General features: G+C 33.4%; 15 protein-coding genes and 5 tRNA genes. 15 read left to right on the top strand and 5 right to left on the bottom strand.

Translation table 11 applies throughout. The features are described from left to right. Positions 1–352: 352 nt before the first annotated feature. The 5 genes from groL to miaB form a co-directional block, all read right to left on the bottom strand. On the bottom strand, positions 353–1,984 hold the full coding sequence (gene groL / locus ACUBP5_RS00190; protein ID WP_482168304.1) for a chaperonin GroEL: 1,632 nt from the start codon (positions 1,982–1,984) through the stop codon (positions 353–355). A 31-nt stretch (positions 1,985–2,015) separates the two neighbouring features. Further along, positions 2,016–2,294: a co-chaperone GroES gene (locus tag ACUBP5_RS00185; RefSeq protein ID WP_482168624.1), complete on the bottom strand. Its 279-nt coding sequence runs from the start codon at positions 2,292–2,294 to the stop codon at positions 2,016–2,018. Between the two features lie 153 nt (positions 2,295–2,447). Then, the gene (gene secG, locus ACUBP5_RS00180; protein ID WP_482168303.1) at positions 2,448–2,675 is read right to left on the bottom strand and encodes a preprotein translocase subunit SecG; all 228 of its coding nucleotides are present in this window, start codon (positions 2,673–2,675) and stop codon (positions 2,448–2,450) included. A gap of 1,086 nt (positions 2,676–3,761) precedes the next feature. Then, positions 3,762–5,036, bottom strand: coding sequence for a sigma 54-interacting transcriptional regulator (locus ACUBP5_RS00175; protein WP_482168302.1), 1,275 nt, complete (start codon positions 5,034–5,036; stop codon positions 3,762–3,764). A gap of 5 nt (positions 5,037–5,041) precedes the next feature. Beyond that, positions 5,042–6,490, bottom strand: a complete 1,449-nt coding sequence (gene miaB, locus ACUBP5_RS00170) for a tRNA (N6-isopentenyl adenosine(37)-C2)-methylthiotransferase MiaB (RefSeq protein WP_482168301.1) — start codon at positions 6,488–6,490, stop codon at positions 5,042–5,044. A gap of 1,118 nt (positions 6,491–7,608) precedes the next feature. Here miaB and mnmA point away from each other — a divergent pair. From mnmA to rpoB, 15 genes are all read left to right on the top strand, one after another. Beyond that, positions 7,609–8,796, top strand: coding sequence for a tRNA 2-thiouridine(34) synthase MnmA (gene mnmA, locus ACUBP5_RS00165; RefSeq protein WP_482168300.1), 1,188 nt, complete (start codon positions 7,609–7,611; stop codon positions 8,794–8,796). Between the two features lie 10 nt (positions 8,797–8,806). Continuing rightward, complete coding sequence (locus ACUBP5_RS00160; protein WP_482168299.1) at positions 8,807–9,760, top strand: NAD(P)H-dependent flavin oxidoreductase; 954 nt, start codon at positions 8,807–8,809, stop codon at positions 9,758–9,760. Between the two features lie 303 nt (positions 9,761–10,063). After that, positions 10,064–10,137 (top strand) — tRNA-Thr (locus ACUBP5_RS00155). A gap of 19 nt (positions 10,138–10,156) precedes the next feature. After that, positions 10,157–10,239, top strand: a tRNA-Tyr gene (locus ACUBP5_RS00150). A 50-nt stretch (positions 10,240–10,289) separates the two neighbouring features. Continuing rightward, positions 10,290–10,362: transfer RNA gene (locus tag ACUBP5_RS00145), tRNA-Gly, on the top strand. Between the two features lie 17 nt (positions 10,363–10,379). Beyond that, positions 10,380–10,451: transfer RNA gene (locus ACUBP5_RS00140), tRNA-Thr, on the top strand. 58 nt (positions 10,452–10,509) lie between these two features. After that, positions 10,510–11,697, top strand: coding sequence for an elongation factor Tu (gene tuf / locus ACUBP5_RS00135; RefSeq protein WP_482168298.1), 1,188 nt, complete (start codon positions 10,510–10,512; stop codon positions 11,695–11,697). Positions 11,698–11,796: 99 nt separating this feature from the next. Then, positions 11,797–11,869 (top strand) — tRNA-Trp (locus ACUBP5_RS00130). 22 nt (positions 11,870–11,891) lie between these two features. Further along, positions 11,892–12,083 (top strand): preprotein translocase subunit SecE, encoded by a 192-nt coding sequence (gene secE, locus ACUBP5_RS00125; RefSeq protein WP_482168297.1) that lies wholly within the window; start codon positions 11,892–11,894, stop codon positions 12,081–12,083. A 15-nt stretch (positions 12,084–12,098) separates the two neighbouring features. Further along, positions 12,099–12,650 (top strand): transcription termination/antitermination protein NusG, encoded by a 552-nt coding sequence (gene nusG / locus ACUBP5_RS00120; RefSeq protein WP_482168296.1) that lies wholly within the window; start codon positions 12,099–12,101, stop codon positions 12,648–12,650. Positions 12,651–12,683: 33 nt separating this feature from the next. Next, entirely contained in the window at positions 12,684–13,127 is a 444-nt protein-coding gene (gene rplK, locus ACUBP5_RS00115; protein WP_482168295.1) for a 50S ribosomal protein L11, read from the top strand. A gap of 13 nt (positions 13,128–13,140) precedes the next feature. After that, positions 13,141–13,833 (top strand): 50S ribosomal protein L1, encoded by a 693-nt coding sequence (rplA, locus tag ACUBP5_RS00110; protein ID WP_482168294.1) that lies wholly within the window; start codon positions 13,141–13,143, stop codon positions 13,831–13,833. Between the two features lie 22 nt (positions 13,834–13,855). Further along, positions 13,856–14,377 (top strand): 50S ribosomal protein L10, encoded by a 522-nt coding sequence (gene rplJ, locus ACUBP5_RS00105; protein WP_482168293.1) that lies wholly within the window; start codon positions 13,856–13,858, stop codon positions 14,375–14,377. Positions 14,378–14,416: 39 nt separating this feature from the next. After that, a complete protein-coding gene (gene rplL, locus ACUBP5_RS00100) occupies positions 14,417–14,785 on the top strand; it encodes a 50S ribosomal protein L7/L12 (RefSeq protein WP_482168292.1) in 369 nt (122 codons plus the stop codon). Between the two features lie 116 nt (positions 14,786–14,901). After that, a complete protein-coding gene (gene rpoB / locus ACUBP5_RS00095; RefSeq protein WP_482168623.1) occupies positions 14,902–18,708 on the top strand; it encodes a DNA-directed RNA polymerase subunit beta in 3,807 nt (1,268 codons plus the stop codon). The last annotated feature ends 6 nt before the right edge of the window (positions 18,709–18,714 follow it).

Below are 18,714 nucleotides of genomic sequence, written 5' to 3'. Positions count from 1 at the left end.
AGTTAATATTTACTTTTACTGAAAAGTATAATAAGGGAAAAAATATAATCTTTTTGATTAATATTAAACGGGTATTTATTACTGAATAATAAGTAAAACGGCCCTTCTATAAAGAAGAAGGTGCCCTTTTTATTTTATAGAAGTTATAATAGAAGTAACTTGCCTTATGATAAGGTTCTCAAAAAGCTTATAATAACGTTATTATTTTAAAGTTAAAATTTATATTATTTGTTTTAATCTTTTTTCTCTAATTAGAGAGGGAGTCATAAATAGTTTTTATAAAAAAAATCCGTAACATTATCAAAATGTTACGGATTTTTTAATAAAAAGATATCTATATTGTTAGAGATGATTACATCATACCTCCCATTCCACCTCCCGGCATTGGAGGCGCAGCAGGTTCGTCTTTTTTAATATCAGTAACAACACACTCAGTAGTAAGTAGCATACCTGCTACTGAAGCAGCGTTCTCTAAGGCTACGCGAGTAACTTTAGTTGGGTCAATTATACCATGAATGATCATATTTTTATACTCTCCTTCTTTAGCATCATAACCAAAATCATCTTTACCCTCAGCTACCTTTGATATTACCACAGAACCTTCCCCGCCAGCATTTGCTACGATCTGACGCAATGGCTCTTCAAGAGATCTTCTGACTATTTGAATACCTGTGTCTTGATCCGAATTATCTCCCTTTAGATTTTTGAGCGAATTAACACTACGAACTAAAGCTACACCACCTCCTGCAACAATACCTTCTTCAACTGCAGCACGAGTAGCATGTAGAGCATCATCTACACGATCTTTTTTCTCTTTCATTTCTACCTCTGAGGCAGCACCTACATAAAGCACAGCTACACCTCCAGCTAATTTAGCCAGGCGTTCCTGAAGCTTTTCTTTGTCATAATCTGAGGTAGTATTCTCAATTTGAGCTTTGATTTGATGAACCCGGCCTTCAATACATTTCTTATTGCCTGATCCATTAACGATAGTAGTATTATCCTTATCTATACTTACTCGTTCAGCACGACCTAACATATCAATTTTAGTGTCTTCTAACTTTGTACCAGTTTCTTCAGAAATTACGGTACCACCGGTTAAAATAGCTATATCTTCAAGCATAGCCTTTCTTCTGTCTCCAAATCCAGGAGCTTTTACAGCAGCCACCTTTAGAGCCCCACGAATTTTATTAACTACTAGAGTAGCTAAAGCCTCTCCGTCTACCTCTTCAGCTATGATCAATAAAGGCTTCCCAGATTGGGCAACAGGCTCGAGGATTGAAAGTAAATCCTTCATAACTGAAATTTTCTTATCACAAAGCAAGATATAAGGATTATCTAGATCTGTGATCATCTTTTCAGTGTTAGTGACAAAATAAGGAGATTGATAGCCACGATCAAACTGCATGCCTTCTACTACGTCTACATATGTTTCAGTTCCCTTAGCCTCTTCTACCGTGATAACTCCCTCTTTACCTACCTTGCTGAAAGCTTCAGCGATAAGCATACCAGTAACTTTATCGTTGTTAGCTGATATAGAGGCTACTTGCTCAATTTTCTGGCTGCCTACCTCAACTTGTTGAGATTGTTTTTTAAGATCTAAAATTACATTTTCTACTGCCTTGTCGATCCCTCTTTTTAAATCCATAGGATTAGCCCCCGCGGCAACATTTTTAAGTCCTTCGCGGACAATAGCTTGAGCTAATACAGTAGCTGTAGTAGTACCATCCCCAGCTACGTCATTTGTTTTAGAGGCAACTTCCTTTACCATTTGAGCCCCTAGGTTCTCGATAGCATCTTCGAGATCAATCTCCTTAGCTACTGAAACACCATCTTTAGTCACTTGTGGCGCTCCAAAAGATTTTTGTAATACCACATTACAACCTCTAGGCCCTAAGGTAACACGAACCGCATCAGCAAGTTTGTCAACTCCTTTTTTTAACTTATCTCTTGCTTCAATATCAAATTTGATGTCCTTTGCCATAATTAATTTTGTTTTTTAATCATTGTTTTTTTTAAATGATTGCTAATATATCAGATTCTCTCATGATTAGATAATCTTCTCCTTCATGTTTCATTTCCGTACCTGAATATTTTCCGTATAATACTTTATCTCCCACCTTTACAGTCATAGGCTCATCTTTCTTGCCTGTTCCTATAGCTACCACTTTACCTTGCTGAGGTTTTTCCTTAGCCGTATCGGGGATGATAATACCTGAAGAGGTCTTAGTTTCCGCTGCATCAGGTTGGACTAGCACCCTATCGGCTAGAGGCTTAATTCTTACATTTACCATAGCTTTAAATATTTTTAAGACTACCAACGATAGGGCGAAAAATATGCCAAGTTTTACTAACTTCAATAAGTAAGACAAAATTTCTTTTAATAAAGACAATTTGACATTTCAATATAAAAAATCTAACTCTTACCCATCTAAAAAAAACGATAGCTAAGTTTTAATAAAATAATTAAATAGCAATATTAGAATAAATAAGATGAAGAAAAATATCCAAGTGGTTTTTTCGAAAAAATTACTAGTGCGTTGTTCTCCAAACATTTGCATGTTATGACTTTCAAAACCTTGTGATAGCCCTCCTCCTTTTGGATTTTGAATCATGATGATCATTAAAAGCAGAAAAGAAACAATAATAAGAAGTATAGCTATAAGTATGTACATAATTGGATATTCATATTATTTTATTTTTTTTCTTTATCAAAACACGTGTTTTATACAAAGAAACTGTTTTTTTTTTTAAAATATTTCAAAAATAAGTATATCATTCATAATTTTAAGGCTTTAGTCGTATTTTTTATAACCCATAGTTAGAATGATAATCTTTCTGTCATGAAGTCATTCTTCTCATTTATTTAATATAATTTAGAATAAGTTTTGAATTTTACGATAGTATATGTTTTTTTAAGTAAAAACCCCTATTTAAATATAGGAGGATTGCTATATAGTTTTGATTTTTTTATTCTTCTTATCAAAATTTTATATCTGCATAAGATATAATGTCCCCTCCTCTTCCCCATCCCTCCCTAAAATTTAGGGATATTGATTAAAAATGCATCGTAGTATCATATCTAAATAAAGCATTATTAGTTTTTGCAAGATTTACTTTTATTAAGTCTCTTAAAGAGGTTTTTTAAAATATATTCTTGCTATATTTTAATAAATGAAGAGAGTAATAAAAAATGAATAATATAAAAATAATATATTCTGATAGGGATTAATAATTTTTAGATTATTCATTTTTTATTACCAATCATTATATATTTTATTAAAAATATCGGTTACTAACCGATCTACTATTACTGGTACTAGTACACTTTGTACTGATTCTGAAAATAGTGTTTCGTTTATTAGAAATTCTTCTTCAGCCTCAAAATCTTGTTCAAATTTTTTTCTTTGGGACTTTTTTATTAATATAATATACGCGAAGATTTATAGTAAGACATGTCTTTTGCGTTTTGTTATTCTCTATATTTATAGGGGTTTGTTTATATTCGAGGAATTCCTCTCTTAAAACAAGATCCGCTTCATTCTAGGAAAGTTGCAAATTCGTGTAACTCCTGAAAATATTTCGTAACTCTTTCATAAAAGTAGGTAATAACTTTATACCGGGGAAAGATGAGTTATCCACTGCCTGAATGATTTGGATGGGGGTTATCTCTGGATTTATAAGGGGAAAATCTCTTGAAAAACTGGAACAGCTCGATAATAGCATAAGAAAAAAAAACGTGATTCATACTTAAAGGGGATTTAAAGACCATATTGTTTTATTTTTCTATAAAGGGTACGTTCGGATATCCCTAATTCTTGAGCTGCTACTTTACGTTTTCCATCATTACGTTTTAATGCTTTTTGAATAAGTTCTATTTCTTTTTCCTGTAAAGATAATGATTCCAAAATCAAACGATGTTCTTGTTCTTCATTAATTTCCTCATAATCAGACTCTTCATCCGTTATATTTATCTCATCAGCTTTTTCAAGATGATATATCGGGTTAGGATTTATAGATTCTCCTTTGTGTGTAGGTAAATCTCCAAAAACTTTTTTTACCAATTTTGGATGTTTTTGCTCAAAATGTGAAATATCTCCCGTATGGGAACGAATAAATTCAAGTATTAATGATGTTAAATCATTAATATCTTTGCGTATCTCAAATAATATCTTGTAGAGCAAGTCTCGTTCACCTCCAAAATCTTGTCTGGAAATTTCGGTTGAAACAGTAGCCGGTGAGAGTAAAGGTATATTCTCGGGAAGATATTCTTTGATTTTATCAATAGAAATTTCTCTGTTAATCTCTACAACTGAGAGTTGCTCAACAAAATTTCTTAGTTGCCGAATATTTCCAGGCCAGAGGTAATTTTCTACATATGCCATAGATTTACTATTTAACCCTATCATAGGAATGCGATATTTTTCAGCAAAGTCTTGAGCAAACTTTTTAAAAAGCAACTCTATATCATTTCGTCTTTTACGTAAGGAGGGGAGATCAATTTGAACAGTATTAAGTCTATAATAAAGATCCTCACGAAAATGATTTTTTTTAATTGCTTCAAGAACATTAATATTAGTAGCAGCTATAATTCTAACGTCTGTTTTTTGAATTTGAGAAGAGCCTACCTTAAGAAATTCTCCTGATTCTAAAACTCTTAAAAGCCTAACTTGTGTAATCAAGGGCAATTCGCCTACTTCATCTAGAAATATCGTGCCTCTATCTGCAGATTCAAAATAACCCTTGCGTAGGCCGGTAGCCCCTGTAAAAGATCCTTTTTCATGACCAAAAAGCTCACTATCTATAGTCCCTTCGGGAAGGGCACCGCAATTTACGGCAATATAAGAGTGATGTTTCCTTTTGGAAAGCTGATGAATAATCTTTGGAATAAATTCTTTCCCCACACCACTCTCTCCAACGACAAGTACCGATATATCGGTAGGCGCTACCTGTATAGCCTTTTCCAAGGCTCTATTTAATGCCGGATCATTGCCTATGATTCTAAAGCGTTGTTTAATGCTTTGAATAGTTTCCATGACTTTTATATAACTGAAATGCCCTTACCAATAAGCGTTGCAGAAGTACAGTGATCCACTTGTACTTTTACTAAATTTCCCAGCTTATAAGATTTTTTAGGAAATACCACTACAGCATTTTGTGAGTTTCTTCCGTACCAGTAGTCTAAATTTTTTTTCGAAGTCCCCTCTATAAGAACTTCATGTATTTTCCCCGTATGTTCTTGCATACGTTTATAGGAATGTTGACGTTGTAAATCAATGATCTCTTTAAGACGTTTTTTCTTTATCTTATAGGGGACATCATCAATTAGTTGCTTCTCTGCAGGCGTTCCAGGTCTTACAGAATAGGCAAACATATAACCAAAATCATAGCATACATATTCCATCAAATTAAGTGTCAACTCATGATCCTGTTGAGTTTCACCACAAAAACCTGAAATTATGTCGTGAGATATAGCACAATCAGGTATAAGTTGTCGTATCTTATCGATAAGTTCTATATACTGCTCTCGCGTATAACGTCGATTCATTTTCCTAAGTATTTCTGTACTTCCTGATTGTACTGGTAAATGTATATACTTACAAATATTTGAATAATGAGCTATAATCTTAAGTACTTTCTCAGACATATCATGAGGATTAGAAGTAGAAAAACGAATACGCATTTCAGGCAATTTACGGGCTATTAAACCAAGCAAATCTGCAAAATCAATAGCAGTAACCTGTTGTATTAAAGAGGCTTTTAAAAACTCTTTTTTCACTCCTCCCCCATACCATAAATAAGAGTCTACATTTTGTCCTAATAAGGTTATTTCTTTATACCCTTTACTATAAAGATCTTGACATTCAAGCACTATACTATAAGGATCTCTACTGCGTTCTCTGCCGCGTGTGATAGGTACTACGCAGAAAGTACACATATTATCGCAACCTCGCATAATAGTAACAAAAGCCGTAATTCCGTTTCCAACTAAACGTATAGGATTGATATCAGCGTAAGTTTCCTCTTTCGAAAAAATTACGTTAATAGCACTTTTCCCTTCTTCTACATTATGAATTAAATTGGGAAGATCGCGATAGGCATCAGGACCCACAACTAAATCTACTATTTTTTCCTGTTCAAGCCATTGATATTTAAGACGCTCTGCCATACATCCTAAAATTCCTATTATAAGTTCCGGTCTTTTCTTTTTAAGAAATTGAAGATGAACTAGACGTTTACGAATAGTCTGTTCAGCATTTTCTCTTATAGAACAGGTATTAAGTAATATAAGGTCTGCCTGAATTGGCTCTGAAACAGAGATAAACCCTTCATTAGTTAAGATAGAAATGACAATTTCGCTATCTGAAAAATTCATTTGACATCCGTAACTTTCCAAATAGAGTTTGCGCTTAAACTTTATGGATGGATGGGTATAAGTTATTTTTCTTTGATTCGTATTCGATACGGGAAGTTCCTTAAATAAAATCATAATCGTTTTTGAATAATACAAAAATAGGAAAAACTGTCATGATGATAGTAGAAAGAAATTAGTCTGTTCCTTATATAAAGTAGCTATCATAATGTCATGATTTCATTAAACATCTTACTTTATATAAGTAAAGAAAAAAAATAAAATATTTAAAGATTGAGAATATTAATAAATGTTTATTAAAGATATATTATTTTAATAATAGGAGTTATTGTTACTAGAAATTTAGTTGTATAACAGATTCAAGATAAGTTTTTTAACTCTTTCCTTTGTAAAAGGAAAAATTTGATTTATACATTTTTAGTTAAAAAAAAATATATAACCTCTTTAAGGAACTTAAGCTTAAGAAGCTAATTTATATGCCATAATTAAATATCTTATAAAAAAATTTGTGTTTGTCTTTAATGTTTTTTTTTAAGAAAAAAGATCTTTGAGATGTGATTTTTATATCTACTTTCCTAAGTGAATAACTTTTTTACTTAAAAAGCTATAACAATATAGTTTTATATTACCTGTTCATTTTAATTACGTGCTTTACTAAAGCAATATTTTTTTCTAATTTTATAGTTAATATTTAGTTCTAAAAGTTTGTCAAAAACTTATAGATTTCTATACTCATTGTAGCCCCTCTCCCCCTCATAATTCTAAATTCTATCTTTTTAATGATCAACCCGAAAATAGTTAGTTAATTCATTAATTAATGAATATAACTCATATTGAGATTTTAAAAAATTTATGTAAAATTATATAAGGATATAAGATAACCCCCATCTTAATAAGATGTAATAGTAATAAATAAATATTCTAGACTATAAACAATTTTTTTCACTTTTTTTTTAAATTTGTTTTTTAGAATAAAAATCACTGTTTTACTTAGCACTAAGTAAGACAGTGATTTTTATTCTAATTTTTAAGCCTATCTTAAATCTAAAAGAATATATTTAAATATTTTAAAGTATATCTCTTAATACAAAGAAAGATAAAATATTACAGGAGCATAAAAAAAATATAGGTAGAGATTTACATTTTTAAGTTTTTGTAAAACAGCATATAATTTATTTTACTACTCGTATTATTATTAAAGAAATAAGATATAATATTTATTCTATAAAAACGATATGTCAAGAGTAGTGGTTGGTCTCTCTGGAGGAGTAGATTCTAGCGTAGCAGCAATGCTGTTAAAGCGACAAAATTACGAAGTAATAGGGATTTTTATGCGTAATTGGGATGACACTAGCTTAATTACTGATAAAAGATGTCCTTGGATAGAGGATAGTATAGATGCGATGTTAGTTGCTCAACAGTTAGATATCCCTTTCCATATTATCGATATGAGTAAAATATATAAAAAATATATTCTTAATTATATGTTTAAAGAATATGCTAGTGGGCGTACGCCCAATCCTGATGTCTTGTGCAATAAGGAAATCAAATTTGATTTTTTTCTTAAAAAAGCACTTTCTCTAAATGCTGATTTTATTGCCACGGGTCATTACGCGCGATGTAAAAAATCTTTTAAAGGCAAACAAACTATATATCACTTATTAGCTGGTATTGATAAAGGAAAAGATCAATCTTATTTTTTGTGCCAGCTTAATCAATGGCAACTTAGCAAAAGTTTATTCCCTATTGGAGAACTTGAAAAAAAAGAAGTAAGAAAATATGCTAAAGAAGCTAATTTAGTAACTGCTAAAAAAAAAGATTCACAAGGTCTTTGTTTTATAGGTAAAGTCAGACTACCTATATTTTTAGGGCAAAAACTCAAATCTAAAACTGGAGATATTATAAAAATTCCTTTTAATTCAGATATTTATAATAAAAGTAGAGAATTGCCTGAGTCTAGTAAAGAAGAACACGCTCTTATAGCCAAAAATTATCTATATGGTAGAGCCTACGGAAAGATCATAGGGCAACACTCAGGGGCTCACTATTTTACTAAGGGACAGTGTAAAGGTCTACATATAGGCGGGTATGCTAAAAAACTATTTGTTCTTGATACAGATATCGAACAAAACATAGTTTATGTTGGAATGGGCAAAAATCATCCTGGTCTTTACAAAAGGGCATTTTTTGTAAAGGAAAATGATATCCATTGGATACGTCCAGATCTATTATTACATAAAGGGGAAAATTTAAAAGTAAAATGTCGTATACGTTATAGACAAACTTTACAAGAAGCATGTTTATATAAAGAAGAGGACGGGCTTTATACCGTATTTAAAAGCCTACAGGCATCCATTACTGAAGGGCAATTTTCCGCATGGTATATAAATGAAGAACTTATTGGATCAGGCATGATTTCCTAATACATTAATAATGAAAAATCGTATTACGGATCTATTTAATATACGTTATCCTATCATACAAGGAGGAATGGTTTGGGTTAGTGGATGGCGTTTAGCTAGCAGAGTGAGTCAAAATGGGGGGTTAGGGCTTATTGGTGCTGGCAGTATGACTCCTGAGGTACTTTGTGAACATATTCAAAAATGTCGTATGGCTACTCAAAAACCTTTTGGCATAAATCTTCCTTTGCTTTACGAAAATATCGAAACACAAATTGAAGTCTTAATCCAAGAAAAAGTGAAGATTGTTTTTACTTCAGGGGGGGATCCTAATTTATGGACTAAAAAACTACAAAATAAAGGAATTAAAGTTGCCCATGTCGTATCAAGCACGAAATTTGCGCTTAAAGCTCAACAAGCAGGAGTAAATGCTATTGTAGCTGAAGGATTTGAAGCAGGAGGTCATAATGGTCGTGAAGAAACTACAAGTTTTTGTTTGATTCCTATTATAAGACGAGCTACGAAACTGCCTTTGATTGCAGCAGGAGGTATAGCTACAGGATCTGCTATATTAGCGGCTATAGCTTTAGGAGCAGAGGGAGTCCAAATTGGCTCACGTTGGATAGCTACTTTCGAATCTTCTGCTCATCCTAATTTTAAAACCGCTGTAATTGCTGCTAAAGAAGGGGATACTCAATTAACCCTTAAAGAGATATCTCCAGTTAGAATGCTTAAAAATACTTTCTATGAAAATATCCAAAAAATTTATAAAAAAGGCCTTCATATAGACGAACTTAGGAAATATTTAGGAAAGGAACGATTACGTAAGGGAATTTTCAAGGGCGACATAGAAAACGGAGAACTTGAAGTAGGTCAAATTTCAATTCTTATTGATTCCATTGAAACCGTAGATAATGTTTTTGATACTTTAATTAAAGAATATAATCAGACACGTAAGGCGGTTTTTGAAAAAAAATATGACTTTTAACGTTCCTTGATAACTGAGGTTGCATTATAGCAGTTTTTCCTTGATTCATAAAATCTTAGATTTTTTCAATAGGGTTCTTCTTTACTTAAAGCTCAAATAATGCATATTATATTTTCCCTAAATATAATTAGGATTATAGTTAAAATAATATTTTAAAAAGCGATTAAAATATAAAAAAGCATATGATATTTTGTGATAAAATTTACAGTGTTTTTTGAAAATAATCAAAATATTTTTACATTTACACTCCAGTTCATTACTGGGGTTCTTTGTATTTTTTATTGAGAATAATTGATATATGATGCCGGTGTAGCTCAGCTGGCTAGAGCACGTGATTTGTAATCTCGGGGTCAGGGGTTCGAATCCCTTCACCGGCTCATTAATATTTAAATGATTGGGGAGATACTCAAGCGGCTAACGAGGGCAGACTGTAAATCTGTTGGTATACGCCTTCGCAGGTTCGAATCCTGCTCTCCCCACGGTTTTACTTTAAAAAATATTAAAAATCAATAAAATATTCATAAAATGTGCGGGAGTAGCTCAGTTGGTAGAGCATCAGCCTTCCAAGCCGAACGTCGCGGGTTCGAGTCCCGTCTCCCGCTCTGTTTTTGAGACTCTTGCCGATGTAGCTCAGGGGCAGAGCGCTTCCTTGGTAAGGAAGAGGTCATGGGTTCAATTCCCATCATTGGCTCAAAGAGGTGTAATGAAGTAGTTTAAATTTAAATCTCAAATAGAAATTATTGTTGATTATGGCAAAAGAAACATTTAAGCGTGATAAACCCCATTTGAATATAGGCACCATAGGTCATGTAGATCATGGCAAGACGACTTTAACCGCTTCTATTACTGCAGTTTTATCTGCTCAAGGGTTAGCTGAGAAGAAAGACTTTAGCTCCATCGACAATGCTCCTGAAGAGAAAGAGCGCGGTATTACTATTAATACTTCTCATGTAGAATATCAGACAGTTAATCGCCATTATGCACACGTAGATTGTCCCGGACACGCTGATTATGTAAAAAACATGATAACTGGTGCTGCTCAAATGGATGGCGCTATTCTTGTGGTAGCTGCTACAGATGGCCCTATGCCTCAAACTCGTGAACATATACTTTTAGCACGACAAGTAGGTGTACCACAGTTAGTGGTTTTTATGAATAAAGTTGATGCGGTAGATGATCCAGAGTTATTAGAGCTTGTAGAAATGGAACTCCGTGAATTGCTTTCAAAGTACGATTTTGATGGAGATAATACTCCCATTATTCAGGGATCTGCTCTTGGAGCTCTTAATGGAGAGAATAAATGGGTAGAAAAAGTGAACGAGCTAATGTTAGCAGTAGATAATTATATCCCTAATCCTATTCGGGATATCGATAAACCTTTTTTAATGCCTGTTGAAGATATATTTACTATTACAGGGCGAGGCACAGTAGCTACCGGTCGCATTGAAACTGGAATTATTAATTCAGGAGATGCTGTAGAGATTGTAGGTATGAGTGATAAGAAGCTTACTTCTACTGTTACAGGGGTAGAGATGTTCAGGAAGATCCTAGATAAAGGACAAGCAGGTGATAATGTTGGATTATTATTACGTGGTATTGAAAAAATAGATATACGCCGAGGTATGGTTATAGGGAAACCTAATTCAATAAAACCGCATAAAAAGTTTAAAGCTGAAGTATATATACTCTCCAAAGAGGAAGGAGGGCGCCATACACCTTTTCACAATAAATATCGTCCCCAATTCTATCTTCGTACTACTGATGTCACTGGTGAGATTTATCTTTCTGATGGTGTAGAAATGGTAATGCCTGGTGATAATATTTCAGTTATTGTAGAATTAATCCAGCCCGTAGCTATGGATAAGGGATTGCGATTTGCTATTCGTGAGGGAGGGCGTACTGTTGGTGCTGGTCAAGTTATAGAAATCCTGGATTAAATTTTACTATTTCTTTCTAGTGCTATAGAATGTAGTAGAGAAAGAGCATAATTTTAAAACAATGTTTTTCTTTAAACTCATTCATTAATATTAATAAAGACGGACGTAGCTCAGTTGGCAGAGCATCGGTCTCCAAAACCGAGGGTCGTGAGTTCGAGTCTTACCGTCCGTGCAAAAAAAAAAGCTAAATATCAATGGATAAATCAAATTTTTTATTAGGCGTGTACGATGAATTTGTGCGAAAAATTACTTGGCCTAAATGGGATGAATTACAATTCTCTACTAGAATGGTGGCTATCTCAATTATGATGTTATCTGTTACTTTCTATATTATAGATGAAATTTTTATATGGGTTCTTCAAAAGATTTTTTCTGTTCATTTTTGATTTTTTAAATAAATCATGAACGTATTAGAGAAAAAGTGGTATGTTCTTAAAACTGCTAGTGGTAAAGAGAATAAAGTTAAAGTTTACATAGAAAATGAAATCCGTGATTTAGATTTTGAAAAAAAAATAGGTCAAGTTCTGGTCCCCGTAGAAAAGGTTATACAAATACGTAACGGGAAAAAAATCCAAAGGGAAAAAGTATATTATCCAGGCTATGTGATGATAGAAGCTATTTTAGAAGGTGAAATACTCCATTTAATAAAGAATATTCCGGGTGTTGTTGCTTTTTTAAGTGATCGTAAAGGTGGTCAACCTATTCCTATGAGGAAATCAGAAATTAGTAAAATGTTAGGTAAAATAGATGAGCTTTATGAAAATGATCCTGAGTTGAATATTCCTTTTACCGTTGGAGAAAAAGTAAAAGTTACCGATGGGCCTTTTAGTGGGTTTGATGGGACAGTAGAAAAAATTAATGAAGAAAAAAGAAAAGTTTCTTTAACCGTTTTAATTTTTGGGAGGAAGACTCCTTTAGATTTGAATTTTGCTCAAATAGATAAAATCATATAATATCTTGCTATACTTTTTAAGTAAAATAATTCGATGATAAATAAAATAAAAAAAATACTAAGACTTCAGATAAAAGGAGGAACGGCTAATCCTTCGCCTCCTGTAGGTCCTGCCTGCGGGGCGGCTGGTATTAATATTATGGATTTTTGTAAGCAGTTTAATGCACGTACACAGGATAAAAAGGGACAATTATTACCTGTATTAATAACTGTATATGATGATAAATCTTTTGATTTCGTTATAAAACAACCTACTGTATCGGTACAGTTAATGGAGATAAGTTCCTTAAAAAAAGGTTCTAAAGAATCTAATCGTATTAAGGTAGCTAAGATCAGTTGGGATCAAATTAAGAGCATTGCAGAAAGTAAAATGCCTGATTTAAATTGTTTTACTCTCTCTTCTGCTATGTCTATGGTGGCTGGGACAGCTCGATCTATGGGAATAGAAATTTTAGGTGAACCGCCTTTCCACTCTTAGAATGTTATAAATTATGGCAAAGCTTACTAAAAAACAAAAAGAAGCTCATCAAAAATATGATCGTACTAAAGAATATAGTTTATCTGAGGCGTCAGAGATTGTAAAAGAAATTTCCCTTTACACCCGTTTTGATTCTTCTATTGATATTGCTGTACGTTTAGGGGTAGACCCACGTAAAGCTAATCAAATGATTCGTGGTGTAGTCACACTACCTCATGGCACAGGTAAAAATATTTGTGTTCTAGCTCTTGTAAATTATGATAAAGAAGCAGAAGCAAGGGAGGCGGGCGCTGATTATATTGGATCTAATGAATATCTTGATAAGATCAATCAGGGATGGACTGATATAGATTTAATTATTACCACTCCCATCATGATGCCTAAACTCGGACGTCTTGGTAAGATATTAGGCCCTAGAGGGTTAATGCCTAATCCTAAAAGCGGGACCGTTACCATGGAAATTGGTAAAGCTATTAAAGAAGTTAAATCCGGAAAAATAAATTTTAAGGTTGATCGTTATGGTATTATCCATACCTCAATTGGTAGATCTTCTTTTACCCCGGAAAAATTAGTAGATAATTCTATTGAATTGATTCAAGCGCTCAACCGTCTAAAACCCTCTTCAGCTAAAGGAACTTATATTAAAAGCATCTTTCTTTCAGGGACTATGACCCCGGGAATTCAAATAGATGTCAAGAGCGTATAGTGGAATAGAGAAAAAAAACTTTATGACAAAAAAACAAAAAATACAATATATAAAAGCACTTGCTTCATTATTGTCTTCAAATAATATTATCTATTTAGCTGATACTTCTGGAATGAATGCGCAACAAACTTCTGAATTTAGAAGATATTGTCATAATTCTCAGGTACGTATTCAGGTGGTTAAAAATACTTTGTTCCGTAAAGCTATGGAACAACAAGGAGAAAAATTCTCTACATTTTTTGATATACTTAAGGGGAATATTTCTGTAATAACTACAGAGGTTAATAATCTTCCTGCAAGGATTATTAAAGATTTCAGGAAGAAAAATAATAGTGAAAAACCTTCTTTTAAAGGAGCTTATGTAGATGAATCTTTTTTTATAGGAGATAAACAATTAGATATACTTATAAACATTAAATCAAAGGAAGAGCTACTTGGTGATATTATTTGTTTACTTGAAGCTCCCTTAAAAAATATTATATGTGCATTACAATCAGGAGGGCACAAAATTTCAAGTCTTCTTGAGAGTTTATTAAGAAAATAAAATACTTTACAGGATATAAAATCGAAAAATAATTTAGAAATGTCAGATATTAAACAATTAGCAGAAGCTTTAGTTAACCTAAAAGTGACAGAAGTGGCTTGTTTAGCTAAGATTCTTAAAGAAGAATATGGTATTGAGCCAGCTGCTACTTCCCTTGCTGCTCCGGTCCCAGAAATTACAGAGCTAGCTAAAGAAAAAACTTCTTTCAATGTTGCACTTAAGTCAGCAGGTGGTTCTAAATTAGCTGTTGTAAAACTCGTTAAAGAACTTACTGGTCTTGGTCTTAAAGAATCTAAAGATTTAGTTGATAGTGCGCCTAAAAATATTAAGCAAGGGATTAGTAAAGATCAAGCTGAAGCTGTAAAAAAACAACTTGAAGAAATTGGAGCTGAAGCGGAATTAAACTAAATATTTTAAAATAAATCTATGTCTAAGTTAATAAAGACTAGATCCATTCAAAAAATGGATATCCTGTTTTGTCTATATGTAAATTATTATCAAAAATCAAATAAACAGTGGTTCCTATAGAACAAAATCTAGAAAGAATAAATTTTGCTTCGGTAAAAAGACAAATAGAATATCCCGATTTTCTTGACATTCAAATCAAGTCTTTTCAAGAATTCTTCCAGTTAGAAACTAAATCTGAAAACCGTAAAAATGAAGGTTTATTTAAAACTTTTATGGAAAATTTTCCTATATCCGATACTCGGAATCAGTTTATACTAGAATTTTTAGATTATTTTGTTGATTCTCCAAGATATTCTATTGAAGAATGTATCGAAAGAGGGCTTACTTTTAGTGTGCCTTTAAAAGCTAGAATGCGTCTTTGTTGTACGGATCCTGAACATGAAGATTTTGAAACTGTAGTGCAGGATGTCTATTTAGGAGCTATCCCTTACATGACATCAGCTGGATCTTTTGTAATTAATGGAGCTGAACGTGTAGTGGTTTCTCAATTACATCGTTCTCCTGGTGTATTTTTTAGCCAATCGCTTCACGCTAATGGTACACGCTTATACTCAGCTAGGGTTATACCGTTTAAAGGTTCTTGGATTGAATTTTCTACAGATATCAATAATGTGATGTATGCTTATGTAGATCGGAAGAAAAAATTTCCTGTTACAACACTTTTTAGGGCTATAGGTTATGAGCAGGATAAAGATATTCTTGAAATATTTGATCTAGCTGAAGAAGCTAAAGTTAATAAAAGTAATATTAAAAGACTTATTGGTTGCAAGATTGCTGCGCGTGTACTTAAGAAATGGATAGAAGATTTCGTGGATGAAGATACTGGTGAAGTTATTTCTATTCAGCGAAATGAGATTATCCTAGATCGCGATATAGTTCTTGAAAAAGAACATATAAATCAGATTATAGAAGCAGGTATAGAAAATATACTTTTGTATAAAAGTACTAATACAATTGCAGATTACGCTATTATTCAAAATACTCTCCAAAAAGATCCCACTAACTCAGGCAAAGAAGCCCTTGAATATATTTATAGACAGCTTCGCAGCGCTGAGCCTCCTGATGAGGAAACTGCTCGTGGAGTTATTGAGAAGCTCTTTTTTTCTGAAACACGTTATAGTCTTGGAGAGGTAGGGAGGTATCGCTTAAATAAGCGGTTGGGTATAGATACCTCTATAGAGGTGCAAGTCCTTACTAAGGAAGATATTACTTCTATCGTAAAACATCTTATTGAATTAGTAAATTCAAAAATAGAGATTGATGACATTGATAATCTTTCCAATCGTCGTGTAAGAACAGTGGGCGAACAATTATCAGCACAATTCAGTATAGGGCTTGTACGTATGGCTCGTACTATTAGAGAACGTATGAACGTACGAGATAATGAAGTGTTTACGCCTATCGATTTGATCAATGCTAAAACGTTATCTTCGGTAATAAATTCTTTTTTCGGGACAAGTCAGTTATCTCAATTTATGGATCAGACTAATCCACTTTCTGAGGTTACTCATAAACGAAGGCTATCTGCACTTGGTCCTGGAGGGCTATCGAGAGAACGTGCCGGTTTTGAAGTGCGAGATGTGCATTATACACATTATGGAAGATTATGTCCCATAGAAACTCCTGAAGGCCCTAATATAGGGTTAATTTCTTCTCTTTGTATCTTTGCTAAGATTAATAGTATGGGATTTATCGAAACGCCTTATAGAAAAGTAAAAGAGGGTAAGGTAGATTTCTCATCTTCTGTTTATCTTACAGCTGAAGAAGAAGAAGGCAAAACTATTGCTCAAGCTAATGCCCAAGTTGATGATAATGGATATTTCACGAACGATAGAGTTATTTCACGTAAAGATGGTGATTTCCCTATAGCCGAGCCTGTTCAATTGGATTATATTGACGTAGCTCCTAATCAAATTGCTTCTATTTCAGCCTCTCTTGTTCCTTTTCTTGAACATGATGATGCTAATCGTGCTTTGATGGGATCAAATATGATGAGACAAGCTGTTCCATTACTTTGTCCTGAAGTCCCAATAGTGGGGACTGGTCTTGAAAAAAAGATTGCTATTGATTCACGTATACTTATCAGAGCAGAAGGAGATGGGATAGTAGAATTTACAGAGGCTGATCGTATATGTATACGTTATCAAAGAACTCAAGAAGAGGCGCTGATTAGTTTTGAACCCGAGTTAAAAACATATGACTTAATCAAGTTTCGTAAGACAAACCAAAATACTACTATTACTCTTAGGCCGACTGTAAAAAAAGGTATGAATGTAATTAAAGGGCAGATCCTTTGTGAGGGATACGCTACTAAAAAAGGAGAGTTAGCGCTAGGTAGAAATCTTCTGGTTGCTTTTATGCCTTGGAAGGGATATAATTTTGAAGATGCGTTTGTCCTATCCGAACGTGTAGTGCGTGAAGATTTATTTACTTCTTTACATATTGATGAATATTCTCTTGAAGTACGTGATACTAAACTAGGAATGGAAGAACTCACTAGTGATATTCCTAACCTTAGTGAAGAAACCACGAAAGATCTTGATAAAGATGGGATTATTCGTATTGGGGCTCAAGTAAAATCCGGAGATATTCTTATAGGCAAAATTACCCCTAAGGGAGAATCTGATCCTACTCCTGAAGAAAAGCTTCTTAGAGCTATATTTGGAGAAAAAGCTGGGAATGTAAAAGATGCCTCGTTAAAAGCTGAACCTTCGTTGTCAGGAGTTGTTATAGATAGAAAGTTATTTTCACGAAGTATTAAAGATAAGAAAGTACGTGTACAGGATAAGATTGATATTGAGCGTTTTGAAATTGATTTTCAAAATAGTTTTTCTCAGCTTCATGACCTTCTTTGTGAGAAGCTTTATATTCTTTTAAGATTTAAAATTTCACAGGGAGTTACTAATGATTTAAAAGAAGAAATAATTCCGGTAGGGAGTAAGTTTACCCAAAAACTTATTAATAGCATTCCAGATTATATGAATATTTCTTCTTTAGGATGGACTTCAGATGAATCTACTAATCATCTTATTTCAACACTATTGCATAATTATAAGATTAAAGTAAGAGATTTGCAAGGAGAGCTCAAGCGCAAAAAATTCACTGTTACAATAGGAGATGAGTTGCCTGTAGGTATAGTAAAGCTTGCTAAAGTATACATTGCAAAAAAACGGAAACTAAAAGTAGGTGATAAAATGGCTGGTAGACACGGAAATAAAGGTATTGTAGCGCGTATTGTGCGTGATGAAGATATGCCTTTTTTAGAAGATGGCACGCCTGTAGATATAGTTCTTAATCCATTAGGAGTCCCCTCTAGAATGAATATAGGTCAGATTTATGAAACCTTGCTAGGTTGGGCAGGTTATAAACTTGGTGTGAAATTTGCTACTCCTATTTTCGATGGAGCCTTGGTAGAACAAATCACAGAATATACTGATAAGGCAGGTCTTCCCCGTTTTGGAAGTACTTATCTTTACGATGGAGGAACTGGAGATAGATTTGATCAACGAACAACAGTAGGAGTTATTTATATGCTTAAACTAGGACATATGGTAGATGATAAGATGCATGCTCGTTCTATAGGGCCTTATTCACTTATTACTCAACAGCCTTTAGGAGGGAAAGCCCAATTTGGAGGTCAGCGTTTTGGTGAGATGGAAGTCTGGGCTTTAGAAGCCTTTGGGGCTGCTAATCTATTAAGAGAGATGCTTACGGTAAAATCTGATGATGTAGTTGGACGTTCTAAAACTTATGAAGCTATTGTTAAAGGAGACACGATGCCAGAGCCAGGCATTCCGGAATCTTTTAATGTTTTGCTTCATGAGCTCAAAGGGCTTGGATTGAAAATACAGTTTGAAGAGTAACCCTAT

Source organism: Candidatus Insignibacter tubulum, from assembly GCF_056790205.1.
The sequence above is the reverse complement of the archived record's forward strand: the minus strand, read 5'-3'. Positions and strand labels throughout refer to the sequence as shown.